Raw genomic sequence first — 25,985 nt, 5'->3', positions numbered from 1 at the left:
TAGGAGAGACAGATTAGCATGAATCATCCAGGACATTGGATTGGAGTAATTTTATTTGTTTTTGCCATTTTCCTTATTTTGATTTCCATTAGTAATTTTGGGCTTGTAAAACGGTTATTAATTGGCAGGCCGATGCGGACAGCAGAACTTCGGTCTCACCATACGAAGCTGCTTTGGTTTATTGCCTTACCAATCCTATCAGCTGACCTTTATTCATCGGTAGCCTATGGTCCGGAGGCGGGGATTACCGAATTAGCTCATCTTGGCTCTGATGCTAAATGGTATATAATCCCAATCACAATTTCAACCATTGTTCTTTTAGTAATTTTAATTTTATCCTATATTATGGGGATTTTAGCCTATCCAAATGGAGGCGGAGCCTATGCGATTGCCAAAGATAACTTTCGAGCAAGGTGGGTTTCACTCGTTGCTTCCAGTTCCCTGCTTATAGACTATATTTTGACAGTTGCGGTTTCAGTATCAGCAGGTATTGAGGCAGTTTCTTCTGCATATCCCGTTGTTGCCCCTTACGAAACAATTTTATCGATCATATGTGTCTTTTTGTTATTAGTTGTAAATCTAAGAGGAGTTGCGGAATCAGCAAAAATCTTTGCGTGGCCGACAATTGGATTCGCAGTATGTATGATGATTGTAATTATAAGCGGTCTTTATGACGGGTTCAGACATGGATTTGTCCAGCAAGCTACACCGCCATTTGGAACAATTCCTAAAGGAATTAGCACATTACTTGTTTTAAAGGCGTTCAGTTCGGCTTGTTCAGCATTAACCGGAATAGAAACAATTTCAAATGCTGTACCAGTTTTTAGAGAACCGCATCAAAAAAACGCCATAAAGGCATACATTGCATTAGGAGTTATTACATCGATTACACTTATGGGGTTTGCTTACCTCTTATATGTGAAGGGAATTTCACCATCTCCTAATAATACAATGTTGTCCCAGCTGGCCAGTTTGTATTTTGGCCATAGCATTCTATATCAAATCATTATTTGGTTTACGTTTATCGTATTAATTTTAGCCGCAAATTCAACATTTACAGGATTTTCTCAGCTGGCAGCAATTGTAGCGGCTGATGGGTATTTGCCACGGGTTTTAACTAATCGCGGTGACCGCCTCGGATATTCAAATGGTATTATCGCCCTTGCTGCTTTTGCGAGTATCTTAATTTTGGCGTTTCACGCACATACAAATGCGTTGATTCCGCTTTATGCAATCGGAGTGTTCCTTTCTTTTACGGTGGCACAGATTGGTTTGACCCGTCGCTGGTTCAATGTAAAAGGTCCAAAGTGGCAGGTTAAATTAGCCATTAACATTACGGGAGCTGTTATTACTGCCATTGTTGCGATTATTTTTGCTGTTACAAAGTTTACCGGAGGAGCTTGGATTGTATTAGTCGTACTGCCGGTTATCATCTTTTTATCAATTACAATTCGCCGCCACTATGATGATGTGGCCCGCGAACTTCGCATTAATTTATCTGAAGAATTTCCTGAAATAAGGGAAGTGACAACGATTGTTCTCGTGTCTGGAATACATCGCGTTGTTAATAATACACTCTCTTTCGCTAAAAGCTTAGGGGGCAACCCAATTGCAGTATATGTTGGGTTTGATGATGAATCGATTCGTAAGATGGAACATAAATGGGAGGAATGGGGTTATCCATGCCGGCTAGTCGTCCTTAAAAGCAAATACCGGTCCGTTATTGATCCACTAAGCCGTTTTATAAAAGTAGTGGAAGAAAAAAAGGGAAAACAAGGACATATTCATTTAATTATTCCGCAATTCATTCCAAAAAGGGGCTGGCAAAATTTACTGCATAACCAGACAGCCTTGCAACTGCGGATATGGTTCTTCCGGCATAAGGACGTTGTAATTACCTCTGTTCCATATCATTTGAAAAAATAAAAGAGCTACCATACTGATATGATCCCCGTATAGTAGACAGAAAAAAGAAAGCATACTAATCTGTCTACTATACGGGAATTTTTTATGGGGAAAATTAGAGAGACATATGATGTTACATTTTAAGAAGAAGGCAGTTAATCTATACCTAAAAGAGGGTATGGGTTTTAAAACAGTCGCTAAGGAATTTGGTATTGACCATTCAGTTGTGCGACGCTGGGTTAAACACTTTGAGGCAGAGGGTATTAAGGGGCTAGAGGAGTATGTCCAGAAAGGGAAACTGTTGGGACAATGCATGCATGGAAAACTTCTTTAGCCACTTTAAAACGGAATGCTTTTATCTTTATTCATTTAAAACAGCTGAGGAGGTTAAAGACGCTGTGAATAAGTATATTCGTTTCTATAATCATCAACGGTTCCAAAAGAAATTAAACAACCTAAGCCCATATCAATATAGGGCTCAGGTTGTTTAAATGGGTTATTTTATTACTGTCCACTTGACAGGGGTCACTTCATACCTGGCAGCTCTTTTTTTCTATCCGGTAAATGTCTGAATAACAAGCCAAATATTTAAACCGAGGATTAAAATAGCACATAGGGATGAGAGTATGGTCGTAATCCGTTTATTTGTCAGTATGCCCATCAATTCTTTCTTTTGTGTAAAGTAAATCAGCGCTAGTATTGGGAATGGAAGGACGATACTGAGTATAACTTGGCTGATGATCAGAGTTTTTGTTGGATCCACGCCACAAGCTACTATGATAACCGTTGGCATCATTGTAACAATTCGCCGAATCCAAACCGGAATTGAAAATCCTACAAACCCTTGCATGATGACCTGCCCGGCCATGGTTCCAACAACTGAGCTGGATATGCCGGAAGCAAGGAGCGAGATCAGGAATACACCAGCTGCGGCTGATCCAAGCAATGGAGTCAATGTATGGTAGGCAGTTGTAAGATCCGCAATGTCACTCTTTCCAGATGTATGAAATACGGATGCTGCCATATACATCATTGCCAAGTTTACGAAACCGGCAAGTGTCATGGCAATGAAAATTTCCTTGGTGCTGTATTTTTGAATCTTGATTTTTTCCGTATCATTTCTCGGTACAATACGGTTCTGTGTCAGGCTGGAATGCAGATAAATGGCATGCGGCATCACGGTTGCGCCAATAACGCCTACGGCCAGCATAATGCTATCATTATTGCCAAGCCATGGAACTACACTGTGATAGGCAACCAGGGCCATGTCAGGCTTGGAAATGATGGTTTCCACTAGATAGCATAAGCCGACAAGCACAGCAAATGCTGCAATAAACTTTTCCAACGGACGGAAGCCGTATTTCTCAAGCATTAATATGAGATAGGTTACGATACCTGTAATAATGGTGGCAACAAGCATCGGAATACCACAAAGTAAGTTTAATGCAAGTGTTGCTCCGAGAAATTCCGCTAAGTCCGTTGCCATAGCCGCGAGTTCCGAAACGACCCACATGGCGTAAGTCAGCCATTTCGGCATATGTTCCCGGCAGATTTCCGGGAGGCTTTTTCCAGTCGCAATTCCCAGCTTTGCGGACATATTCTGCAAGAGCATTGCCATCAGGTTGGCTAAAATAATCACCCAAAGCATTTTGTAGCCGAAGCTGGCGCCGCTTTGAATATTAGTGGCAAAATTTCCTGGATCTATATAGGCAATAGACGCGATAAATGCCGGTCCAAGGAATGGCAGTAAAGCACGGAAGCCTTTTACTTTTCCACTCAAGGCATCTCTGGCGGCCGTAACAGTTCGATTTTCTGTTACTTGAGCTTTTTCAATAGCTAGTGGATTTGTGTGGCCCATTATTGACCATCCTTTCTAAGCTTGTTTCTCTTATACAATGATTGTTGACTAACGAATAAAAGTTTCCTTAGTGCAAAATTTATAGTTTTATTATATTATAGTTTGGAAAAATTGTGAACCATTTAGTCTAAATAATTATGGAGCTGTCTTGTTTTAAATATTTGAAACGTAGAGGATTGGTAAAGTTTGAATATCCCTCAGTTTCATCTTGAACAGGCTGGCTATTAAAGCTACATTAGAGGGGAAGACCGTCAAAGAAGGTGGCAAACTTTGAAGAAAAGATTTTATACAATTGGTATGGCCGGGCATATAGATCATGGAAAGACATCGCTAACTAAAGCTTTAACCAATGTTGATACAGATCGCTTAAAGGAAGAAAGAGAACGGCAAATTTCGATTGAGCTTGGATTTGCGATGCTATATGAAGATGATGAAATACAAATATCCGTTATCGATGTTCCCGGACATGAACGGTTTATAAGGCAAATGATTGCCGGTGTTGCAGGCATCGATTTGGTGATTCTCGTCGTTGCCGCTGATGAAGGAGTTATGCCTCAGACGAAAGAGCATCTGGATATCTTAAAATTTTTAGGTTTGAAAAAGGGCATAATCGCCATTACCAAAATAGACCGTGTGGATAAGGATTTGATTGAGCTTGTAAAGGAAGATATTTTAGCTACTCTCAAAGAGACTGTTTTTGAAGATGCTCCATTTGTTCTCGTTGACAGCTTGTCCAATAAAGGAATTGAAGAATTAAAAGAACAAATTATTACGCATTTAAAAAATCTAGAAATGCGCGATACGAAAGGAGCTTTCCGCCTGCCGATCGACCAAGTATTTACAGTGAAAGGTCAGGGTACGGTGGTACGGGGGACTATATATGAAGGCACGATAGAAGAGGGACAGATGTTGAAAATTATGCCAAAAGGATTGGATGTTCGCGCCCGACAGATTCAGGTGCATCATCAAAAAAAGCAAAAAGCTTTTGCCGGTCAACGGGCCGCGATTAATCTTTCTGGTGTTGATAAAGAAAGCATCAACCGCGGAGATGTGCTTGTTTCCTCAGAACAGTTTATTGTGACGAAAATCATCGATGTATCCATACGAATAGTAGCAGACTTAAATTCTCAAATCAAACAGCGGATGCCTATTAAGCTACATCTTGGAACCTCAGAGGTTATGGGGAGGATCGTATTCTTTGATCGTAATGAAGTGAACGGAGAAGACGGTGAAATACTTTGTCAGCTTAGATTGGAAAAAGAAATTTTGACAAAACGCGGGGATCGGTTTATTTTACGAAGACCAAGCCCGGCTGAAACAATCGGCGGAGGCTGGGTTATAGACCCAAGAGGGAACAAATACAGATTTGGCGGGAAGACAATTGAGGAACTTGAAAAGAAAAAAGAAGGATCACCTGAAGAACGCTTAACAGCGGTATTAGCGGAAGCCAAAAGCCTGACACTTCCGGAATTAATAAAACGAACTGGATTGAAAGAAGAAATAATATCGGTCCAATTACTAAATCCAAATTTTGTTTTATATAATGGCAAGAAATACACACTAAAGTCTATCATTCGTTCCATAGAGGAGGATCTATATGACAGGTTAAAGGAATTTCATTTGCAAAATTCAATGAAAATGGGAATCAATAAAGCAGTACTTCTTCAGGAAATGGAAGAAAGATTCCCAGATTCACTGGTTGATTTTGTGATTGAAAACAGCATTAAGAACGGGCTCTTTAAGCGGAAAGAACAATTTGTATCCTTGACAGATTTTATTCCCCATGTTCCGCAAAGTTGGGCAAAACGTGCGGAGAATTTGCTGGCAAGTTTGAAATATGACGGGCTGAAGGTCCGAATTTTAAAAGATTATTTTTCATTGGCAGGCATTCCAGCTGATCTTGAAGGAGACTTAAAAAGATTTCTTGAGAATCAGGAGCTAATTGTAGTTCTAGATGAGCAGTATGCCTATTATGGAGAAGTTTTTAAAGAAGCCGTCCACAAACTTCAGCAGCAAACAGGACGAGAATTTGAAGTGAGCGAGGCGAAAAAGGTCCTAAACCTATCCCGCAAATACATGATCCCATTTTTAGAAAAATTGGATGCATTAGGTCTTACAAAACGAGTGGAAAATAAACGTGTATGGAAACAATAAAAGAAACAGCCTCTGCCTAATCAGGTAAATGAGGCTGTTATTTTTTTAAGCTAAGAATTCTGCCGGATTTAAGCCAAGCTCACGGCAAATATCGGCTACCATTTGTTGTTCATTTGGGTCAAAATTCCCGTCTGCATAACCGATGGCAATGCAATAACGGGCAACGAGACGGGCAATTTCTGGTTTTGTCCGGATTCTACCAAGAGCACGAAATGCCTCAGCCCTACCCATCCTTCGGTCATTTTCAATTATGGAAACAAAGTAATTGAATTTTTGAATGACTTTATTCGTATCAAAAACCCGCAATTCCTCGCTTTGGTTGACAAATTCCATCATTTTTTGCCGTTCTGAAGCATCAAGATGACCATCAGCCATGGAGACTAAAGCACATGCAGCTACGACTGCATCAAGAACATCCTGGCTTTTAAACCGGCTAAATAATTCCTGTGCCCGCCGTTTTTGATTATTGGCCCATTCTGCAAAATCTGTCTGAGAAAGAGACCATTTATTGCCGCAGCTATTACATATAAATGTAAGTTGATTAGACCCGATAAAACCACCCAGTAATCCAACAGGACCAAGAATTAAGCCGCCAACTGCCGCCTTTCCTAAACCAAAGCCCTTCTTCCCAGTGCGGACATTTGAAGAATGACAGCGCGGACAAATCATATCATCCCCTTCATAAGTGCTTCGGCCGCTATATGTAGAAGGAGTTGACTGGACCGGATAGCCGTAGGACGGCTGCTGGTAGGAAGGTTGGCTCTGGCTGTAATGGTCGCCATGGCTGGTCTTATAAGTTCTAAATGCGTTTGTATTTTGCTGAAAAGAGGAGCTATTTTGATTTAGTTGAATGGGTGCCTGCTGGTAAGATACTGGAGCACTAGATGGCGGATTATCAACGATTACACCGAAATTTCCGCAAAGTGCTGCAAGCCCCCCTTGAAAACCACTGCCAATAGCATTAAATTTCCATTCTCCATTATGGCGGTAAATTTCAGCAGCCACGATGGCAGTTTCTATCGTGAAATCACGACCTAAATTAAAGCGTAGCAATTCTTCGTTTGTTTGTTCATTAAAGATTCGTACATAAGCATCAGAGATTTGTCCAAAATTTTGCCGCTTCGTTTGTGCATCATGAATCGTAATTGTAAAGGCGATTTGGTGAATATGTGCTGGCACCCGATTTAAATCAACTCTAATTTGTTCACAATCCTGAATCCCTGAACCAATTCGGTTATCTCCGCTGTAAATGATTGAACCGCCCGCGCCAGATGGATTATTGTAGAATACAAAATCCTTGTCGCTTAAGACTTTACCCGATTTGCCTAATAAAAAGGCAGAAGCATCCAAATCGAAATTGGAACCAAGATTACTGATATTCCATCCTAAACCTACGACTACATTTTGCAGCCCGGGATGTGATTTGGTTAAGTCCACCTTCTGCCCTTTACTAAGTATTACTCCCAATTCCTACACTCCCTTATCGATCTTCTTAATAGATCGTTTATACTTTCTTGAAATAAGGTAAAAAATCCTAAGGTAATAGATTGAGTTGATTGTCATCAAATATACGTATGACGCAGAAAAAAGTTTCATATGTAAATAGTGAAGTAAGTTTCACCTTTTATATTATTCACATTGATTACAAGTTGAGGAGGAATTAAATTGAAAATAGTAAAACCAAACCGTCTGCCAAAAGGGGGGACAGTAGGTGTCATTGCTCCAGCCGGTCCGCCGAATCAGGAAAATCTGGAATACGGAATTCGATTTTTAACCAATTTGGGCTTAAAAGTGAAAATAGGTAAAAATATCGGAAAGATAAATGGCTATTTAGCAGGTAAAGATGAAGAGAGATTAGAAGATTTGCATGAAATGTTTTTAGATCATGAAGTGAAAGGAATCTTTTGTGCCTGCGGCGGCTATGGGACCGGCAGAATTGCCGCTCAGATTAATTATGAAATCATTAGAAAGAATCCGAAGATTTTCTGGGGCTATAGTGATATTACGTTTTTACATACGGCGATCCGCCAGCAAACCGGACTCGTGACGTTCCATGGCCCGATGCTGGGTTCAGATGTGGGTAAAAAGGATATCCATCCATTATCAAAAGTAGGGTTTAGACAGTTGTTTCAACCATGGGAAATTACTTATTCAGAACAGATTTCTCCATTAGAAGTGCTGGAAGAAGGAACGGCTGTGGGCGAACTTGTTGGCGGAAATCTCACTCTATTGGTCAGCACACTGGGAACCAAATTTGAAATTGATACAAAAGATAAGATTTTGTTTATTGAAGATATTCACGAAGAACCGCGCACGGTGGATAGAATGTTGAATCAACTCTATATGGCAGGAAAGCTGGAAGCTGCGAATGGGATTTTAATCGGCGACTTTTGCGGCTGCGAACCAAAACGGAATCCCTCACTCACTCTTGAAGAAGTCATTAGCCATTATACGGCACTTGCCGGCAAACCGGCGTTAAAAGGCTTCCAAATCGGCCACTGCAATCCACATATAGCCATCCCATTAGGTGTACAGGCAGAATTGAATACTTTTGAAAAAAGAATAACAGTTGAAAGCGGCATTTTATAAATGGCTGAATTTAAGATATGAATTGCTAAAAACTGTCCTTGTCCTTTATAAGGATAGAAAACGCAAAAAAGGAGCTGCCTATGATCCTATAGAGATCGAAGGTGAACAGTAACTAAAAAAAGCACACTGGATGCCAGTGTGCTTTTAAATGGGTTGGTTTTTGCTAAACGGCCATCAGTTAGCTTTCCCAAATGTTTTAACCATAACGGGAATCAATAATGGCAAAATGATAAAGGCATACAGGGCTAGGCCGATCAATAGAATCGTAGCGATTTCCAGTAATGATAAAACTCCGGATGGCATCATCGCTGCAAATGTTCCGCCAAGGATGATAGCTGCCGAAATAATGACGGTTCCCATTTTTTTCATTGATTGAAGAATCGCCTGTTGTACGGGCAAGTGCTGATATTCATTAAAACGGTCCATTAAGAAAATACTGTAATCAATACCTAGGGCGATTAACATGACAAACGCAAAAAATGGTACCGCCCAGCTAATTCCTGAATATCCTTGCCAATTTACAAAAATCTTTTCTGTAATAGACATCGCTGTATAGTAGGTTAGAATTAAGGAACCAATCAAATAAAGCGGCATAACAAATGACCGAAGCAAAATAATGAGAATAATGCTAATACCGGCAAGCATTAAGATAACCGTCCTTGAATAGTCATCTTTGGAAATCTGATCTAAGTCATGATTCATACTAGATACGCCGCCAACCGCAATTTGTGCATTCTCAAGCTTTGTGCCTTTAACTGTTCGTTTGACTGTATCTTTTATCTCAGGGATGCTGTGGATGGCTGCATTCGAATATGGATTTTTATTAAACACAACATCGATTGTCATCACTTTTCGATCTTTAGACATATAGGCATCTAATGACTTTTGAAAGTCTTGGCCGTCAATGACGTTTTGCGGAATATAAAAACCATCATGCTTCTGCTTGGATACATCTGCCAAATAGTTCTGAGCAGAATGTAAACCATCGGAAACTTTATTTAGCCCTTCAGAACTTTGCGACAAACCATCGGTAAGTTGACTGATTTGTCCGCCTAAATTTTGAAACCCATTAAGCAGCTGTCGCTGGCCATTGTTTACAGAGCTTAAGCCATCTGACAGCTTTGGCATATTTTCAATTATTTGCCCTTGGCCATTTTCTAAAGACTTTAGCCCTGTTTCCAGTTTGGATAGACCACTAACAAGCTCATCCATTCCCTTTACTAGTGCTTCCTGTCCGGAAATTAATGCATCAAACTGATGATTCGCCGTGTTAAGTCCCTCTTTTACTCCTCCCAGTTTGGTATTTAGCTGCTTTAGGCTGTTCGATAGTGTTGCCGTCCCATTTTGTGCGCCGATAACGGTCATTTTAATCGTTTGATAGTTTTGGTTTTGAGCAATTCCCTTATATTCTTTTTCTAGAGTGCTAAAATTCGGATTAAGATTCAGTAAGCTTTTGTTTAGAGAATCGATCCCGTCGGCAACCTGATTATAATAACTCAAAAGATCGTTAATCCCTGAGCCGGCTTGTGTATAGCCGTCAAGCAATTGCTTGCTCCCAGCTAGAAGCTTTTCAGATTGTGTTTTTATTTGTTCCAGACCTTGCTGAGCTTTGTGAGCACCCATTGTTCCTTGTGTTAATCCATCTTTAATTTTGGTAAGATTAGTTTGTATGGTACCAATGCCCGTTTTCACTTGATTTGTCCCGGTAATTAATTTATTAATCCCGTTTGTGGAATTTTGTAATTGGGGCTCGCTGTCAGCCAATTTATTGTGCATTTCATCTAACCCGCTTGAGATTTTTTGGATTCCGTTATTTCCTTGATCAAGCCCGTCACCAACATTTGCCGCTTGCTTGGAAATATAGAAGTCATTAATGACGGCTCCTGTTGGCTGGGTAACAGAGCGGACGGTTTGCACGTTATTGATTTTCTTAAGTTCCTGAGTGATTTTTTCCGTAATGGTCATATAATCCGATGTATCCATCTTATCATCATTTTTTATCACAATTTGTGTCGGCATGGATTCACCGGGACTAAATGATTTTGAAATAATAGTAAATCCTTTAATGGATGCATACTTATCACTGATCTCTTCCAAGGAGTTAAATGATAACTGTCCTTTATAGGTGAATATGAAAGGCACAGTCATCACGGCAACTATTAAAAAAGCAATGAGCGGCCGTGTTAATGAAAACTTCCCAAACACTCCCCAGATTTTACTTTCACCGTGTTCCAGGTTTCCTTTGGCAGGCCAAAACAGCTTTTTCCCGAGGACTGCCATGAAAAATGGGACAATGCTAAGAAGCGCTAGTAACAAAAAGGCAACTCCGATGGCAACAGCAGATGCCGATTTATAAAGCTGGAATGTAGAAAGACCAATGGAGGCAAAGCCGATCAGGACCGCAATTCCGCTGAATATTACCGTTTTTCCCGCAGTGCGGTAAGTTGCAATAATCGCTTCTGTCACATCATCTGTTTCAAACAATTCTTCTTTAAAGCGGCTCAATAGTAAAATGCAATAATCTGTACCAATACCAAACAGAACTGCCACTAAGAAAGTCTGAGTAAAGGTAGATAACGGAAAATTCACCTTATCTACTAAAATAGCTACAATCGATTGGGAAGCCAGGTAGCTGAATCCAACTGTTATTAATGGAATGAAAGGAGCAACGGCCGAACGAAATACAAGTAATAGTACTACAAGTATGAAAACAATCGTAATTCCTTCTGTTTTTTTCAAGCCTTCTTGTGAATTTGAGACAAGATCTTCACCAATCACCCAGCTGCCAGTGTAATAATGATTAAGTTTTACATGATCAATAGTTTTATATAAGTCACTCAAGATTTCTTTATTTTCCCTGCCATTTGCTGTTACTTTCAAGGAAACTAAGATCGTCTTGCCATCCTTGGAAACAAGCTGATTCTTTAAATCAGCTTGTTGAAAATGACTGATGAGTTCTGTGATCCCTAGTTTTTGCTTGTTATTTTCAAGCTCTTTAACTGCTTTTTTGGCGTTTTCATAGTCAGAGGTTGTTAATTTTTTATCACTATGGAAAACAAGCACGGTTTGTAATTCATTCCCTTTCTTCTCATTTGACTGTACATCTTGAAGAAGTTTATTGGCGAGTGTGGAGGAATAACCTTGTGGTACACTAATTTGACCTTTTTCCCGCACAAGATTCTCCATTTTCGGGGCCGTAATAAAAAAATAAGTGAGCAACATAATCCAAGCTGCAAGAATCCACCATTTTCCTTTTACGATGCCTTTCATACTCTATTCCCCCAATTCTTCTTTTTTCTTATCGTCCAGTATTTGAGCCAGTTTTTCATATGTATTTATAAAAACTGTTATTTCGGTTTCTTCAAATTGAGTAATAATAGATTCTACCAGAAGATGGATTTTTTTCTGGACTTCAAGAAAGAGTTCTTTCCCAGACGCAGTCATCGTTAAATAAATAACTCGTCGGTCTGCCATGTCGCGGGTTCTTTCGATAAGTCCTTTGTCTACCATACGATTAATAATAGCTGTTATCGCACTTTTATTTACTTCGAAAACATCTGCTAATTCTGTTGAGGTGCACCTTCCTGAGTGGAAAATGTACCTTAATATGTAATGTTGATCATTTGTTAACTCGTTTCCGATCTGTCCTTTAACGAGCGCTTCTGCTTTTTTATGAACGCGAAAAGAAGTCGTGACATAACGGTCAATTAATTCTTGGATCGTTTCTTTATTCATTCAGATCATCACCTACAAACCTTAAATTAGTTAAACTCATTAACTATTCATGTGTTAAACTATATATGAAATGAAAAAGAGTGTCAACGAAAGACGATAGCAGGAATCGAAACTAAAAGAGTTTTTAAGGAAAAGTTAAGGAATTGGCTTAATAATGGGCTTGTATAATCTTTAATGAACCTGCGAATCAAAGGAGAAAGTGCATATGAAGAATTGGATGAAGTGGCTTATTGCAGTGATTGTCATCGTAATTGTTGGGTTTGCCGGCTATCAGTGGGTTGGTTCAAAAACCACCAATGCCCAGCAAGTAATGACACAAGCCCGAACCGCGCTTGTCCGGCAAGGGAAATTTGAAGTCCGAGTCAGTGGTTCTGGAACGATTCAGCCTGTTACTAGTGAAGATATTAAATCGTCAATAAATAATAATCAAATTGATCAAGTGCTCGTTTCCGCTGGTCAATCTGTGAAAAAGGGCGATGTCCTCATCACCTTTACCGATGGCAGTGATCCAATTACTGCGCCTTCGGATGGGGTGATTACAGCGGTAAATGTCCAGGCAGGGGAAAGGGTGCAAATTGGCCAGGCAGTTGCCCACCTCACAAACTATAATGATTTAGAAACAGTTGCAGCAATCGATGAATTGGATATTCCAAAGATCAAAGTGGGACAATCCACCACCATTACAGTCAATGCTTTACCTGATCAAACCTTTACTGGTACTGTAACAGACATTGCCAATGAAGGTACTTCTACAAATGGAGTATCAACTTTTAATGTCACGATTCATATTAACAACCCAACAGGTTTAAAAGTTGGTATGACTGACCAAGCCAATATTTTAACCGCTAGCAAAGATAATGCCGTGTTTGTACCGGTAGATGCAGTTCATTCGAAAAATGGTGAAAAGTTTGTCATTCTTGCTGATCAAAATCAAAGCAGTAAAGATCATCAAGGAAATAATCAAAGTAATCAGGACAGCCGCTGGTCGGGTTCCCGTGTCATTGTGAAAACAGGCTTGGCAAATACAGATTATGTTGAAATCACACAAGGTTTAACACCAGGTCAAGTTGTTCGGTTACCTAATCTTGTCATTAACAACAACAATGCGAACGCTAAATTTTCGCAAGGCGGCTTTGGCTTTGGCGGAATGGGCATGGGCGGAATGGGCCGCCAATTCCGCAGTGGCGGCAATGGAGGTGGAAATAAGGCAGTTGGCGGTTCTTCAGGCGGAAGGAGTGGTAACTAATGAGTACACCAATCATTCAAATCAAGAACCTGATGAAAACGTATAAGATTGGCGGAGAAACCGTCCATGCTTTAAATAATGTTTCTCTTGAAATCAAAAAAGGTGAATTTTTGGCGATTATCGGTCCATCCGGATCCGGTAAATCTACCTTAATGAACATGCTCGGCTGTCTTGACCGCCCTGATTCAGGTGAATATTTGCTTGAAGGCAAGAATATCGGGAAAATGAATGATAATCAGCTTGCTTCGATCCGTAATCAAAAAATCGGTTTTATTTTCCAAAACTTTAATCTATTAACAAAATTGACCGCTTTGGAAAATGTAGAACTTCCGTTGTTATATGCCGGTGTTTCTGCCAAAATCCGGAGAGAAACAGCAATGGAATCATTGAAGAAGGTGGGCTTGGCAGATCGTGCTGCTCATCTTCCCACACAGCTATCCGGAGGACAGCAGCAGCGGGTTGCAATTGCCAGAGCACTTGCCGCCAACCCGTCGATTTTGCTTGCGGATGAACCGACAGGAGCACTTGACAGCCGGACAAGTAAAGAAATTATGGAAATTATGCAGGAATTGAATGAAATAGGGAATACAATAATTTTAATCACTCATGATTTAACGATTGCCAAGCAGGCTAGGAGAATGGTAAGCATTCAGGATGGACAGCTGCAGGAAAATGGGGGTGAGCTGCTTGGGCATTTTGCAATGCATTAAAATGGCGTTTCGCAGTATTAAAAGCAATAAGCTACGCTCATGCCTCACCATGCTTGGAATTATTATTGGTGTTTCTTCTGTGATCGTTCTTGTATCTATGGCTCAGGGTTCAACTACAAATGTCACCAATCAAATCAATCAATTAGGAACCAATCTTTTGACAGTTAATACTTTTGGAACAGATCTGGCATTGACGCAAGATAAAATTGATCAATTGTCGAAATTAAACGGTGTAAAGGCAGTGGCTCCGGTTGTTTCCGGCCGTGTAACGGTGAAGGAGGATCGTACCTCTTCTCAACAATCCGTATTGGCCACAACTCCTGATTATTCATCCGTCCGTAATGTCAATGTCAGTGAAGGGCGGTTTATAACAGATCTTGATATTGAATATAGACAGAAAATTGCCGTCCTTGGCTCGGATACAGCCGCTACATTATTTAGTGGGAATGATCCTGTCGGACAGAATATTCTAGTAAACGGCACTTCTTTTAAGGTAGTCGGGGTATTGGCTTCGAAAGGAAGTTCCCTTGGTTCAAGCGGTGACGATGTAGTCATTGTGCCGTTAAGCACTGGGGAACGGCTGTTAAAGCAGACGGACATCAACCAAGTATACCTTCAAGGTAAAAACGAAAATCAAATGGATTTTGTTCAAGCTGAAGTAGAAGCGAAACTCGCCTCTATGTTTCCAAATAACACCGATTCTTACACCGTCAGCAATCAAAAGGATTTGATGGACACGATGAGTTCGGTTACCGAGTCCATGACGTTGATGCTTGGTGGCATCGCTGGTATTTCCTTGCTTGTCGGCGGAATAGGCATCATGAATATCATGCTGGTATCTGTTTCTGAACGGACGAAAGAAATCGGAATTAGGAAAGCAATCGGTGCCAAGCGGAGGGATGTCCTGCTACAATTCTTAATTGAATCGACCGTTTTAAGCTCAATGGGCGGAATCATCGGTATTATATTTGGCTTATGCCTTGGAAAAATTTTATCCTCAGCCTTTAACATGACATTATCGTATTCATCGTCCATTATGTTTATGGCATTTTTGTTCTCATTGGCCGTCGGGGTAGTTTTCGGAGTATTCCCTGCAAATAAAGCTTCGAAATTAAACCCGATTCAAGCATTAAGGTACGAATAAACATGGAACAAAGCGATCGCTTTAGCGGCCGCTTTGTTTCATATATAATGAAAAATATAAGCGTTAAAAAGGGGTGATGATATGAGGTTATTAGTTGTCGAGGACAATCGGACGTTACTTGAATCCATTACCGAGCTCTTGTCAGATGAGTTTGAGGTTGACGAGGCAGAAAATGGGGAAGATGCGTTGTTCTTAGCAAGGCAAAATATACATGATGCCATTGTATTGGATGTGATGATACCAGAAATCGATGGTTTTGAAGTATTAAAAACCATTCGCCATGAAGGCTTAAAGACACCTGTCTTATTCCTAACAGCCAAAGATTCTTTAGAAGACCGTGTAAAAGGATTGGATTCAGGCGGCGATGATTATTTAGTGAAACCGTTTCAAGCGGCTGAGTTGAAAGCAAGAATCCGCGCTCTTTTACGCAGGAGCGGAAGCTTAACAACTAATCAGACAATCCAGTATCGCGGAATTGAGCTGATTGGAAAAGAACGGGATATAATGGTAGATGGAAAACCCGTCAAACTGACTTCTAAGCAATATGAGTTATTAGAATACTTAATTCAAAATAAAGGCGTAATTTTAACAAAGGAACAAATCTATGATCGTGTGTGGGGATTTGATTCCGATACAACGATTGCGATCGTCGAAGTTTTCATGCATCATTTACGCAAGAAACTGGAACCGTTTGGATACCATACCGATATTAAAACAATTCGCGGTGTGGGTTATATGCTGAACGAAGAGTAGGAGACCCGGATGTTTCGCCAGACTCATGTAAAGCTTACCTTTTTAAATTCACTTGTTTTTATTATTATTATCAGTGTTCTTGGCTGCATTATCTATGGATATACGGCTCATCAGCTCTATCGCGATGTGAACAAATCGATCCTCGATTCTGTTCATCATATTGAGAATCCAGAACAAGACCAAACCGGGCCGGATGGGGACAGCCAGACAAAAGGCAATGCAAAAACCGAATCAGGGGATGTTTTTGATCCTAGATTTATGAGGCGTGATCCGAGAATCATGATCTTATTATGGGATGAGAATCATCAGCTGTTGGGACAGTCAAATCGCAATCCACAGATCTTTAGTGATAACGAGAAACAATTTTGGCCACAAAAATTCGATGCGCTTCAAGATGTAACGGTTGAGAATTTTTCATTTCGCTATTATGCTTTTAAAATAGAAATTCCCGGAGTTGGAAAGTTAGTTGTTCAAATCCTTCGAAATACAAATTCTGAAAATGAATTATTAAACAGATTATTACTCATTATGGTAGTTGGTTGTTTGTTAGGAATAGTCTGTGCAGTTGCGGCAGGATTTTTCCTGGCAGGCAGGGCATTGGTGCCAATCAAAAATTCATGGCAAAAGCAGCAGCAGTTCGTTTCTGATGCATCGCATGAGTTAAGAACACCACTGGCTGTCATCCAAGCGAAGACTGATTTGCTTTTCAGGGCGCCAAATGCCACCATTCAGGAAAAAATAATGGATATTTCCGCAATTTCCGCTGAATCCAGAAGGTTATCAAAGCTAGTTACCAATTTATTAATACTAGCTCGGTCGGATTCAGATCAAATTGAAATGAAAAAACAGACTTTCCAACTGGATGAATTATTAAAGAAAATTATCCAGCATTATGAAGTTATTGTGACATACCAAGGGAAAACATTGGAGTTGGATGCGCCTGAGCCGGTAAAATTTTATGCCGATCAAGAAAGAATTCATCAGCTTATTGTGATATTGCTTGATAATGCGATGAAATATACAAATGAAGGCGGCAAAATTTTGCTTTCCTGTCATCAGACCCATTCCTCCATTTTTCTAAAGATAAAAGATAATGGAATCGGGATAGCTGAACAGGATATCCCTAAAATTTTTGACCGCTTTTTTCAAAGTGATAAGGCGCGTACATCTACAGAAGGAACAGGACTTGGCCTGTCCATCGCAAAATGGATTATTGAAAAACATCATGGGAAAACGAAAGTGGAAAGTACCCTTGGAGAAGGGACTAATATCGAAATCATTTTTCCAAGAATGCAAAAAAGCTAAAGTGTGGAATGGTAAATCCAAAAAGGTTTATCATTCCTTCTTATACCCAACTTACGTTTTGATTAAAGATCTCCACATTTTTCCGCGAGCTCATTTAGATTGGCATGGATGTTTTGTAGTACAGTCTTTCGTTCCGTTTGAACATCTTCACCTTCACGAAAATAGATTTTTCTATTAGCGATTAAAAGCCGTTTCTTTTTGCTTACATATAAAGGAATAAAACAAACATGCTCTCCAGTTTCTCGATAATAATATCGATCCAGGGAAAGAAATCCTTCGTACATCTCTTTCACATTTGCAGTTGAATCACTGTAATCAATATCCGGAAAAATAACGATACTTTCACCATTTTTCAGGGCTTTTACACTGAGATGAAAAGTTTTTAAAATTTTTCTAGATCCTCTGTATACGGGTATTCCTTTTCCCGAATTTAAAAGTTTGGCAATCAAAAAGGAAACGAGAAAGGCGCAAATTTTCGAAAGCGTCCGGTTCCAGCCAAATCTTTTTGTAAATGTATAATCAACATATAGGCGATAGCAAGTATGCCGGTCTAGAAACACATGGAGAATCCATGCATGTAGTGATTTAGGGAACCACAACAAGGTTATAAACGGTCCAAACAAGTTTTGGTGATGAGTTATATAGACTGCAGGACCGTCAATTGTTTGTGGCAAGATTACCTTATATTTTGGATAAACCTTCCTAACAATTTGTTGCCCTAATCTGAAGAATCGGCCATAAAAATTAGAGTTCATGGTGATCACCTGCTATCTGCTTGCCGATATCAGGGCTGTCATTTTTAAACACCCAATGGAGCTGAATTTGATAGCTCAATATTCCCAGGGGGGCATCAATACAAATTTTTGCAAGGATGACATTCACGTTTAGAAACAAATTGGCGGAGAGAACTAAAAGGTAAGAGGCACTGATCAGAGCGAAAAATAAAATATAATACTTCATCAATGCTTTCTTCACATTATTTGGGCTAGTGAATACGAGGCTGCGATTCATGTAAAAATACAGGAAGATGATAAAACTCGAGCTCCAAGTGTGCCAAAGAAAATACGGATTCCTAATGGGAAATTCCTCAATATTAAACTGGTCAATATAAAAAAGCTTATAATATCAATAATTCCCGAAATCAATGTCGCCTCTGAGTATTTGGCAAGACCTGAGATGAGTTTCATAAAAACACGGATGGAGTCGATAATGGAACTATAATGAGATTCGGCATTATTATTCAAATATATTGTTCTGATCGAAATTTTACTAAGCTTGATGTTCCGTTTCTTAGCAAAGATTATCATATTGATTTCGTATTCGTATCGTTCTCCTTTTAAATGAATCAACTGCGGCAGAATTTTCAGGGGAATTCCACGCAATCCTGTTTGTGTATCTTCTAACTTGCCGCCGTAAAACAATTGAAAAAGAAAACTAGTGATCCGGTTACCGATCAGGCTACGAACCGGAACGTTCTCCTGACTGAAATCTCTGACCCCCAAAATAATCTCTTTATTAGTATTCACAAGCTTCCAGGCGATATTGAGCACATCTGGAATCGAATGCTGGCCGTCCGCATCAGCTGTGATCACTCCATCTAAGTCATGATGATATTGCAAAACATATTGAAAAGCGGTTTTTAAGGCTCTGCCTTTTCCCCGATTCACTTCATGATGTAAAACTGTACATCCATCCAAGCAATTTAATTCTTGAAAAATATCTGCCAATTCTTGTCTGCTGATGAAAAGTGACTTTCTGAATAAAATATGACGCTATAAAAATTGTATCTTTGGGAATGGTTTTTTGGCACTAATATTTGACTTTTCCGGACAAGAACTATATAATTTACATCAAAAAAACAAATTGAAACAATGACGGGGATTAGTATAATGAAGCGGTCTTACAAAGAGAGGGAACCAATGGTGGGAGGTTTCTTAAGACGTTCATTTGAACCTGCCTCCTGAGTTCAGTATCGGATCATTTGAAGATACATGCGGATCAAATCCGTTATCATGTAAAGAGTATAAAGCACTAGCTTTATAAAGTAGGGTGGTACCGCCAGGCCTTGGTCCCTTTTTGAGGATCAGGGCCTTTTTATATAGGCGTAATTTTATAAAAAACAATGAGGTGTCAATATGGCTAAGGAATTTGTAAAAGACGTTACTGCCATGGACGAGGACTTCGCCCAATGGTATACAGATGTTGTCACAAAAGCAGATTTAATTGATTATTCAAGTGTTCGTGGCTCCATGATTATTCGTCCGTACGGCTTTGCTTTATGGGATAATATAAAAAATGAACTCGACCGCCGCATTAAAGAAACAGGGCATGAAAATGTGTATATGCCGTTGTTCATCCCGGAAAGCCTCTTACAAAAAGAAAAAGACCATGTTGAAGGCTTTGCTCCGGAAGTTGCCTGGGTAACACAAGGTGGTTCGGAAGAGTTGACCGAAAGATTGGTCGTTCGTCCAACTTCAGAGGTTCTTTTCTGTGAACATTATAAAAATATTATCCATTCCTACAGGGACCTGCCAAAGTTATATAATCAATGGGCAAATGTCGTCCGTTGGGAAAAAACAACCCGTCCGTTTTTAAGAACATTAGAATTCTTATGGCAAGAAGGCCATACGGCCCATGCAACGGATGAGGAAGCAATGGAAGAAACCATTAAAATGTTGAATGTTTATGCTTCTATTTGTGAAGAAATCCTTGCTATTCCGGTTGTAAAAGGACAAAAGACTGAAAAGGAAAAATTCGCAGGAGCAAAAGCAACGTTTACGATTGAAAGCTTGATGCACGATGGAAAAGCGCTGCAGTCAGGTACTTCCCACCACTTTGGCACTGGTTTTGCGGAAGCCTTCGGTATTCAGTACACTGACCAGGAAGGTAAGCTTCAATATGTACATCAAACATCATGGGGCTTTACGACAAGAATTATCGGTGCGTTGATTATGGTACATGGGGATGACCGCGGCCTCGTCATTCCGCCAAAAGCAGCTCCAATTCAAGTCATGATTGTGCCAATAGCACAGCATAAAGAAGGCGTTCTCGACTTCGCCTATAATCTGAAAAATACCCTTTCAAGAATTGCCCGCGTTGACATTGATGCCAGCGATAAAAAGCCTGGCTGGAAATTCAATGAATATGAAATGAAAGGGATTCCTGTCCGCCTCGAAATCGGACCAAAGGATATTGAAAACAAACAGGTAGTATTAGTAAGACGCGATACACTGGAAAAAGTGGTTGTTCCAATTGCTGAATTAGAAGTGAAACTACCTGAATTGTTAGATGAAATACAGGCTAATTTATATAACAAAGCATTAAAACACCGTGAAGAAAGAACTTCGGTTGCCTTAACATTACCTGAATTAAAAGAAACATTAGAAACAAAACCGGGATTTATTAAAGCCATGTGGTGCGGTGACCTGGCCTGTGAAGAAAAAATCAAAGAAGAAACAACAGCAACATCAAGATGTATCCCATTTGAGCAAGAACACCTGTCAGATCAATGTGTTTGCTGCGGTAAAGAAGCAAAGCACATGGTTTACTGGGCAAAAGCATATTAAGAATGAAAGAGGCTTTTCCGAAAAGAAAAGCCTCTTTTTATGATCCGTATGCCATAAGCCCTCTGAAACTCAAGATTGTACCCCTTAAAAATTCCTTTCTTTCAAAACCCTTTTAATTGTGCAAACGGTTATAGAAATAGTACCATATAAGAAAGGCATCTTGATTTTGCTAAATAGATGGATAGAATTTCTATGAGGATGAAAAATATAGAAAACGGCCGTTAAGTAAGCCTCTGGAGAGGAGTTCACATCAATTGCATCATATTATTTCCTTCATGAATGATTACGGATATATCGTTCTATTTCTCTCATTAATATTGGGGATTATGGCAGTGCCGATCCCAATCGAAGCACTGATGGGATATGCCGGCTTTTTATCATTTCAAGGCAAGCTAAACTGGATAGGCTGTATTGCCTCAGCTGCTGCAGGTTGTACAGTAGGGATGATTTTTGCTTATGCCATTGGCAATAAGTTAGGCATGCCGTTTTTTGAAAAATATGGTAGAAAGTTTCATCTTGGACCAGAGCGCTTAAATTCCACCTCATTATGGTTTAAGAAATATGGAAACAAGCTGTTAATCGTTGCCTTATTTATTCCTGGTGTCAGGCACCTGACGGGGTATTTTTCAGGGATTACAAGGCTACCATTTAGAATTTATGCCAGTTATTCCTTCCTAGGGTCTGTGATCTGGGTTTCTACGTTTATCGGTTTGGGGAAATTGCTTGGCCCTAAATGGCAGGCATTCCATGATTTAATTAAAAAATATTTAGTGATTGGCAGTATTATTTTGGCTGCTGTCATTTTAGCGGTATTTATTGTGAAGAAATATCGAGCGCAAATCGCTAACACAACGGTAGTCTTGGGGAAGAAAATATTAACAATCTTTCACACGCGGCGGAGAGCAGAATTATTTTTAGCAGTGATTTCTGTTATGACAGTAGGGTTTATTATTTTAATGATCGGTTTCATTCAGCAATACCTTGCTAATGATGTGGACGATCTGGATGAGGTAGCTAAAATTTTAGTCAGTGATCTCTTTCACCATCAGTTATCTTGGTTGCTGTTCATCTTTTTAAAGCTTGGAACAAGATTTATGCTAATAGGTGTTATAGTTTATACCCTTTTATGGATTGTCTGGAAAGGTAACAAGAATAAATTGGAAATTGTGTTTCTATTCATGACGGTTCTTGGGGGAAATCTGTATGAAGAAGCCCTAAGAAGCATTTTTCATCGGCTTGTCCCAAATGAGCCAAATTTATTGGAGCATTTCCCTTCCGGATTTCCAAGCGAGCAGTCGCTGATGGCTTTTGTGATTTATGGCTATTGCTTTTATATTATGCTGCGGCATAGTCAATCGATTCGGCTACATTCCTTTGTCATTACCAGCTGGGTGATCATTCTTTTATTTATGGGGGTTAGCCGCATTTATTTTAATGTCCAAGCTCCAAGCCAAATCGCAGCTGGTTATGTTTTTGGGGGTGTTTGGCTTGGGATTTCTACTTTATTGATGGAAATTATTCGGATCCTAATTACGATTGATAGTAAAAAGAAAACACGGGTATCATAACCTGTAGAGGAATCCGGCAAGGATTCCTTTTCTTATATCATAATGAAAGAAGTTTGAGAGGATGGTTTTTTTGAATAAAAAGTTCATCCGTTTGATTACGGCCATTGGAGCCCTTTTTTGCCTTGTTTGGATCATTGGGTTAGGAGTTACATTCAAAGCTTATTACGCCAACAAACCGGATAAGATTCCTAAGGTGACAAAGGTACCAGAAGCTCCAAAATCCAAGAAGGAGCTGAGGATTGTGGCACTGGGAGATTCATTGACGAGAGGTACTGGGGATGAAACAGGAAAAGGCTATGTAGGTGATATTGTTGATGAAGTAAAGAAAAAAACAAAGCGTCCTGTCTTGTTGATCAACTTGGGAATCAACGGACAAACCTCCAGCCAGCTGCGACAGCAGGTGCAGCAAATTGAAGTTGGAAGACAGCTGCAAATGGCGGATTGTATATTGCTGACCATCGGGGGCAATGACTTGTTCCGCGGCGGCCAAGGCTTGCAGGACTATCAAACAAAACAAATAAACGTTATTGAGAAACACTATCTCGATAATTTGAAATTTATTCTTCAACAAATTCGTAAAAACAACCAAACAGCCAATGTGTTTTTTATTGGTTTATATAATCCGTTCATGGATCTCGCTCAAGGAAAAGAGATGGCAAAAGTGATAAGACATTGGAATTATGACAGTGCGGAAGTTAGTGCTTCGTTTAATAAAGTTGTGTTTGTTCCGACATTTGATTTATTTGAGTTAAAGGTAAATGACTATCTTTATTCTGATAAATTTCATCCGAATACAAAAGGATATCGGTTAATTGCGGAGCGGGTAGCATCATTGCTTACTTGGTAAGGAGATTATTGCATGGAAAAGAAAGTGACATTAGCTGTAAAAGATCTAAAAAAGAAAATTGGTAAAAAAGAGATTATTAAAGGGTTAACCTTTGAACTGCAGGAAGGAGAAGTATTTGGATTTCTAGGACCGAACGGTGCAGGTAAGACGACAACAATCCGTATGCTTGTCGGCCTGATAAAACCGACTTCTGGAAGCATACAAATCTGCGGACTTCATATTGATGAGCATTTTGAAGAGGCTATGAAAAACCTTGGATGTATTGTAGAAAATCCGGAATTATACCCATATCTTTCAGGATACAATAATCTTCTGCATTTTACACGTATGCTCGATGGAGTAAGGGAAAAGCGTATTATGGAAGTGGCGGAACTCGTTGGATTGACGGACCGAATTCATGATAAGGTTAAAACATACTCACTTGGAATGAGACAGCGTCTAGGTATTGCTCAAGCACTTCTGGGGAAGCCCAAAATACTCATACTTGACGAACCAACAAACGGTTTGGATCCGGCGGGAATCCGTGAAATGAGGCAATTCATCCGATTTCTCGCCGAACAAGAAGGTTTAAGTGTACTTGTTTCAAGCCATTTGTTAAGTGAAATCCAGCTTTTATGCGACCGAGTTGCGATTCTTTTAAATGGGACCATCATTCGAATTGACAGTGTTCAGCAACTTCTTGAAAATCGTGAAAAAATGGCATGGCGCATGACTCCCTTAGAAAAGGGCAAACATATTTTACGGTCATTGACCAAGATTGAAGAAATTGATGATGGCACCATCTTGACAGTTTTTGATGAACAGAAAATAGCGGAATGGAATAAAAAGTTGGTTGATGCAGGTGTTTCGGTTTGTGAAATGAGCCGGAAAATGCCAGTACTAGAAGACTTGTTCCTCGAGCTTACAGGAGGGGAAAGTCGTGAGTAAACTAATTCAAAATGAAATGTTGAAGTTAATTGCCAAGAAACGCCTAGTGGTAATTGCGATCATTATTGGCGTCCTAGTGGCCTTATTTACCTATGCACAATATAGGCAAGTACAAACACAACAAGAAAAGCTTGGAACAAAGGACTGGCGTACCATTTTGCAGAAACAGATTGTCGACACGACCAACCGCCTAAGCAGTACGGGGATGTCGGATGAATGGAGAAGGGAACTGCAAATTATGGTCAAACAGGAGCAATATTATCTCGACCATAATATAAATCCTAATGCACCAGGTGCTCCGACATTCGTTAGAGTGTTTTTGGAGAATTCCATCGGGTTATTTATTCCGTTAATGGTCATGGTAATTGCCAGTGACCTTGTGTCCTCTGAGTATAGCCTTGGTACCGTAAAACTATTACTGACGCGGCCAGTAAAACGGTGGAAGATTCTCTTAAGTAAATATATTACCTTGATTCTAGCCGTATCATTGATTATAGCAATAGCAGGAGCTTTGTCTTATGGGATCTCCGGATTTGTTTTTGGATTTAAAGGCTGGGGAGCTCCTATTTTAACGGGATTTAATGTGACAAAGGCCGGTTTAAATACGGCAAATGTTAAATTATTAAGCCTATGGGAATTTTTATTGATGGATTTCGGTCTTGTTTGGTTTGTTGCTGTTGTAGTAGGTACATTATCGTTCATGCTGTCTGTATTAATTCGAAGTACGGCAGCGGGAATGGGGATCATGCTTGCTGCGCTTATTTCGGGTGCTATTTTAAACAATATGGTTTCTTCATGGAATTCAGCAAAATATTTGTTTATGGTTAATTTACAGTTAACAGACTACCTTGCAGGAAATCCGCCGCCGATTCAAGGAATGACTTTGTCGTTTTCGATTACAGTTTTATTATTTTGGTGGGCTGCTGCCCTGTTTGTTTCGTTTTTTGTATTTACCAAAAAAGATGTGTATTAATAGCAGGCTGTTCCCAATGCGGGAATGGCCTTTTGCTGTAAAAATATTTCCGTATCATTTCATATTTTTACATCATTTGGGCATGATAAAGTCGTGCCATTAATAATGGTATAAACTGACAACTAATAGTTAATAGGAAGGTGAATAAGATGAAGTTGAAAACTTTATTTATTTCAATGGGTTTACTATTATCCATCCCTGGTTTGGCAAGCGCACAAGGAACGATTGCACACGGCCATCATCATCACAACCATTGCTGTACTGATGAGAGCCATAAACCTCATTCACATAAAGATTGGGAGGCAAAGATTCAAGAGCGGGAGCAGCAACTGCTTTCGTGGGTCAGCCAATATACTCCGGAAAAGAAGGTTGAGTGGACAAAGGCACTTGCCGAAAGGAAAAATCTAAACAAACAATGGATGAGCCCAGAAAATGCCAAAAAACGTGAACAGTGGAAAAGTGAAAAAATGAAAAATTTCAAAGAACTACACAAACAATTTAAAGAAGGGAAAATTAGTAAAGAAGAATTTTTGACAAAGCTTAAGAGCGAAAAAGGAATGGGTTACTGGAAGACATACCATGATGTAAAATTGGCAGTAGAGAAAAAGGATCAAAAACGGGCTCAAACCCTGCTTAATCAGTTATTAAGCCAATATAAACAGCATAATGAAAAAATGAAAGCTATGTTATCTAAGTAAAAAAAAA

At 39.7% G+C, this 25,985-nt stretch carries 22 protein-coding genes, 1 pseudogene and 1 other annotated feature; of the genes and pseudogenes, 16 read left to right on the top strand and 7 right to left on the bottom strand.

Translation table 11 applies throughout. The features are described 5' to 3' along the window. The first annotated feature begins 18 nt into the window (after window positions 1-18). From kimA to BFU02S_RS17640, 3 genes and pseudogenes are all read left to right on the top strand, one after another. Complete coding sequence (gene kimA, locus BFU02S_RS06315; RefSeq protein WP_066368067.1) at window positions 19-1,926, top strand: potassium transporter KimA; 1,908 nt, start codon at window positions 19-21, stop codon at window positions 1,924-1,926. 106 nt (window positions 1,927-2,032) lie between these two features. After that, window positions 2,033-2,239, top strand: coding sequence for a helix-turn-helix domain-containing protein (locus tag BFU02S_RS17255; protein WP_369690648.1), 207 nt, complete (start codon window positions 2,033-2,035; stop codon window positions 2,237-2,239). Beyond that, a pseudogene (locus tag BFU02S_RS17640) lies at window positions 2,184-2,396 on the top strand (IS3 family transposase); the annotation flags it as partial. The gene BFU02S_RS17255 and the pseudogene BFU02S_RS17640, both read left to right, overlap by 56 nt. Window positions 2,397-2,458: 62 nt before the next feature. On the opposite strand, the gene BFU02S_RS06305 reads toward BFU02S_RS17640, so the two are convergent. Continuing rightward, window positions 2,459-3,763 carry an Nramp family divalent metal transporter gene (locus BFU02S_RS06305; protein ID WP_066368065.1) on the bottom strand — a complete coding sequence of 435 codons (1,305 nt, stop codon included), beginning with the start codon at window positions 3,761-3,763 and terminating at the stop codon, window positions 2,459-2,461. A gap of 270 nt (window positions 3,764-4,033) precedes the next feature. On the opposite strand from BFU02S_RS06305, the gene selB reads away from it, so the two are divergent. Continuing rightward, a complete protein-coding gene (gene selB / locus BFU02S_RS06300; protein ID WP_084361011.1) occupies window positions 4,034-5,917 on the top strand; it encodes a selenocysteine-specific translation elongation factor in 1,884 nt (627 codons plus the stop codon). 45 nt (window positions 5,918-5,962) lie between these two features. Here the strand turns inward: selB and BFU02S_RS06295 are convergent, their stop codons facing one another. After that, window positions 5,963-7,384 (bottom strand): TerD family protein, encoded by a 1,422-nt coding sequence (locus BFU02S_RS06295; protein WP_066368063.1) that lies wholly within the window; start codon window positions 7,382-7,384, stop codon window positions 5,963-5,965. A gap of 204 nt (window positions 7,385-7,588) precedes the next feature. On the opposite strand from BFU02S_RS06295, the gene BFU02S_RS06290 reads away from it, so the two are divergent. Continuing rightward, entirely contained in the window at window positions 7,589-8,506 is a 918-nt protein-coding gene (locus tag BFU02S_RS06290) for a S66 peptidase family protein (protein WP_066368079.1), read from the top strand. A gap of 174 nt (window positions 8,507-8,680) precedes the next feature. On the opposite strand, the gene BFU02S_RS06285 is transcribed toward BFU02S_RS06290, so the two are convergent. Together BFU02S_RS06285 and BFU02S_RS06280 are read right to left on the bottom strand one after the other, a co-directional pair. Further along, window positions 8,681-11,776, bottom strand: a complete 3,096-nt coding sequence (locus BFU02S_RS06285; protein WP_066368060.1) for an MMPL family transporter — start codon at window positions 11,774-11,776, stop codon at window positions 8,681-8,683. 3 nt (window positions 11,777-11,779) lie between these two features. Continuing rightward, entirely contained in the window at window positions 11,780-12,241 is a 462-nt protein-coding gene (locus BFU02S_RS06280; RefSeq protein ID WP_066368057.1) for a MarR family winged helix-turn-helix transcriptional regulator, read from the bottom strand. A gap of 205 nt (window positions 12,242-12,446) precedes the next feature. Here BFU02S_RS06280 and BFU02S_RS06275 point away from each other — a divergent pair, with 205 nt between their 5' ends. The 5 genes from BFU02S_RS06275 (at window position 12,447) to BFU02S_RS06255 (ending at window position 17,399) form a co-directional block, all read left to right on the top strand. Next, complete coding sequence (locus BFU02S_RS06275) at window positions 12,447-13,487, top strand: efflux RND transporter periplasmic adaptor subunit (RefSeq protein WP_235841996.1); 1,041 nt, start codon at window positions 12,447-12,449, stop codon at window positions 13,485-13,487. Continuing rightward, window positions 13,487-14,197, top strand: a complete 711-nt coding sequence (locus BFU02S_RS06270) for an ABC transporter ATP-binding protein (protein ID WP_066368055.1) — start codon at window positions 13,487-13,489, stop codon at window positions 14,195-14,197. The genes BFU02S_RS06275 and BFU02S_RS06270 overlap by 1 nt, the downstream gene beginning before the upstream one ends. Further along, window positions 14,175-15,341, top strand: a complete 1,167-nt coding sequence (locus BFU02S_RS06265; RefSeq protein ID WP_084361010.1) for an ABC transporter permease — start codon at window positions 14,175-14,177, stop codon at window positions 15,339-15,341. Before BFU02S_RS06270 ends, BFU02S_RS06265 begins: the two co-directional genes overlap by 23 nt. Window positions 15,342-15,422: 81 nt before the next feature. Further along, complete coding sequence (locus BFU02S_RS06260) at window positions 15,423-16,094, top strand: response regulator transcription factor (protein ID WP_066368052.1); 672 nt, start codon at window positions 15,423-15,425, stop codon at window positions 16,092-16,094. A 9-nt stretch (window positions 16,095-16,103) separates the two neighbouring features. Next, window positions 16,104-17,399, top strand: coding sequence for a sensor histidine kinase (locus BFU02S_RS06255; protein WP_066368049.1), 1,296 nt, complete (start codon window positions 16,104-16,106; stop codon window positions 17,397-17,399). A gap of 62 nt (window positions 17,400-17,461) precedes the next feature. On the opposite strand, the gene BFU02S_RS06250 is transcribed toward BFU02S_RS06255, so the two are convergent. The 3 genes from BFU02S_RS06250 to BFU02S_RS06240 are packed head-to-tail and all read right to left on the bottom strand — an operon-like array spanning window position 17,462 to window position 19,126. Continuing rightward, window positions 17,462-18,154 carry a lysophospholipid acyltransferase family protein gene (locus BFU02S_RS06250; RefSeq protein ID WP_066368046.1) on the bottom strand — a complete coding sequence of 231 codons (693 nt, stop codon included), beginning with the start codon at window positions 18,152-18,154 and terminating at the stop codon, window positions 17,462-17,464. After that, window positions 18,144-18,359: a hypothetical protein gene (locus tag BFU02S_RS06245; RefSeq protein WP_157075866.1), complete on the bottom strand. Its 216-nt coding sequence runs from the start codon at window positions 18,357-18,359 to the stop codon at window positions 18,144-18,146. The genes BFU02S_RS06250 and BFU02S_RS06245 overlap by 11 nt, the downstream gene beginning before the upstream one ends. Before the next feature lie 47 nt (window positions 18,360-18,406). Beyond that, window positions 18,407-19,126, bottom strand: a complete 720-nt coding sequence (locus BFU02S_RS06240) for a glycosyltransferase family 2 protein (protein WP_066368042.1) — start codon at window positions 19,124-19,126, stop codon at window positions 18,407-18,409. Window positions 19,127-19,261: 135 nt separating this feature from the next. Beyond that, window positions 19,262-19,476 (top strand) — a binding site (T-box leader). A 58-nt stretch (window positions 19,477-19,534) separates the two neighbouring features. Here BFU02S_RS06240 and proS point away from each other — a divergent pair. The 6 genes from proS to BFU02S_RS06210 all read left to right on the top strand — a co-directional run bounded on the left by proS (window position 19,535) and on the right by BFU02S_RS06210 (window position 25,978). Next, on the top strand, window positions 19,535-20,965 hold the full coding sequence (proS, locus tag BFU02S_RS06235) for a proline--tRNA ligase (protein ID WP_066368037.1): 1,431 nt from the start codon (window positions 19,535-19,537) through the stop codon (window positions 20,963-20,965). Window positions 20,966-21,219: 254 nt separating this feature from the next. After that, window positions 21,220-22,533, top strand: coding sequence for a VTT domain-containing protein (locus BFU02S_RS06230; protein WP_066368036.1), 1,314 nt, complete (start codon window positions 21,220-21,222; stop codon window positions 22,531-22,533). Between the two features lie 70 nt (window positions 22,534-22,603). Continuing rightward, window positions 22,604-23,380: an SGNH/GDSL hydrolase family protein gene (locus BFU02S_RS06225; RefSeq protein ID WP_235841995.1), complete on the top strand. Its 777-nt coding sequence runs from the start codon at window positions 22,604-22,606 to the stop codon at window positions 23,378-23,380. Window positions 23,381-23,392: 12 nt separating this feature from the next. After that, window positions 23,393-24,307 carry an ABC transporter ATP-binding protein gene (locus BFU02S_RS06220; protein ID WP_066368031.1) on the top strand — a complete coding sequence of 305 codons (915 nt, stop codon included), beginning with the start codon at window positions 23,393-23,395 and terminating at the stop codon, window positions 24,305-24,307. After that, window positions 24,300-25,280 carry an ABC transporter permease gene (locus tag BFU02S_RS06215; protein WP_066368029.1) on the top strand — a complete coding sequence of 327 codons (981 nt, stop codon included), beginning with the start codon at window positions 24,300-24,302 and terminating at the stop codon, window positions 25,278-25,280. The genes BFU02S_RS06220 and BFU02S_RS06215 overlap by 8 nt, the downstream gene beginning before the upstream one ends. Before the next feature lie 149 nt (window positions 25,281-25,429). Beyond that, window positions 25,430-25,978 (top strand): hypothetical protein, encoded by a 549-nt coding sequence (locus BFU02S_RS06210; RefSeq protein WP_066368028.1) that lies wholly within the window; start codon window positions 25,430-25,432, stop codon window positions 25,976-25,978. Window positions 25,979-25,985: the final 7 nt, after the last annotated feature.

It is taken from the genome of Neobacillus fumarioli NBRC 102428 (assembly GCF_001591485.1).
In the GTDB taxonomy this organism is placed as follows: Bacteria; Bacillota; Bacilli; order Bacillales; family Cytobacillaceae; genus Neobacillus; species Neobacillus fumarioli.
The sequence above is the reverse complement of the archived record's forward strand: the minus strand, read 5'-3'. Positions and strand labels throughout refer to the sequence as shown.

Coding starts and splice junctions, on each gene's coding strand:
- BFU02S_RS06270 (WP_066368055.1), top strand. CDS start 13,487: ATGAGTACACCAATCATTCAAATCAAGAACCTGATGAAAACGTATAAG.
- kimA (WP_066368067.1), top strand. CDS start 19: ATGAATCATCCAGGACATTGGATTGGAGTAATTTTATTTGTTTTTGCC.
- BFU02S_RS06280 (WP_066368057.1), bottom strand. CDS start 12,241: ATGAATAAAGAAACGATCCAAGAATTAATTGACCGTTATGTCACGACT.
- proS (WP_066368037.1), top strand. CDS start 19,535: ATGGCTAAGGAATTTGTAAAAGACGTTACTGCCATGGACGAGGACTTC.
- BFU02S_RS06275 (WP_235841996.1), top strand. CDS start 12,447: ATGAAGAATTGGATGAAGTGGCTTATTGCAGTGATTGTCATCGTAATT.
- BFU02S_RS06260 (WP_066368052.1), top strand. CDS start 15,423: ATGAGGTTATTAGTTGTCGAGGACAATCGGACGTTACTTGAATCCATT.
- BFU02S_RS06285 (WP_066368060.1), bottom strand. CDS start 11,776: ATGAAAGGCATCGTAAAAGGAAAATGGTGGATTCTTGCAGCTTGGATT.
- BFU02S_RS06245 (WP_157075866.1), bottom strand. CDS start 18,359: ATGAAGTATTATATTTTATTTTTCGCTCTGATCAGTGCCTCTTACCTT.
- BFU02S_RS06250 (WP_066368046.1), bottom strand. CDS start 18,154: ATGAACTCTAATTTTTATGGCCGATTCTTCAGATTAGGGCAACAAATT.
- BFU02S_RS17255 (WP_369690648.1), top strand. CDS start 2,033: ATGATGTTACATTTTAAGAAGAAGGCAGTTAATCTATACCTAAAAGAG.
- BFU02S_RS06305 (WP_066368065.1), bottom strand. CDS start 3,763: ATGGGCCACACAAATCCACTAGCTATTGAAAAAGCTCAAGTAACAGAA.
- BFU02S_RS06220 (WP_066368031.1), top strand. CDS start 23,393: ATGGAAAAGAAAGTGACATTAGCTGTAAAAGATCTAAAAAAGAAAATT.
- BFU02S_RS06255 (WP_066368049.1), top strand. CDS start 16,104: ATGTTTCGCCAGACTCATGTAAAGCTTACCTTTTTAAATTCACTTGTT.
- BFU02S_RS06210 (WP_066368028.1), top strand. CDS start 25,430: ATGAAGTTGAAAACTTTATTTATTTCAATGGGTTTACTATTATCCATC.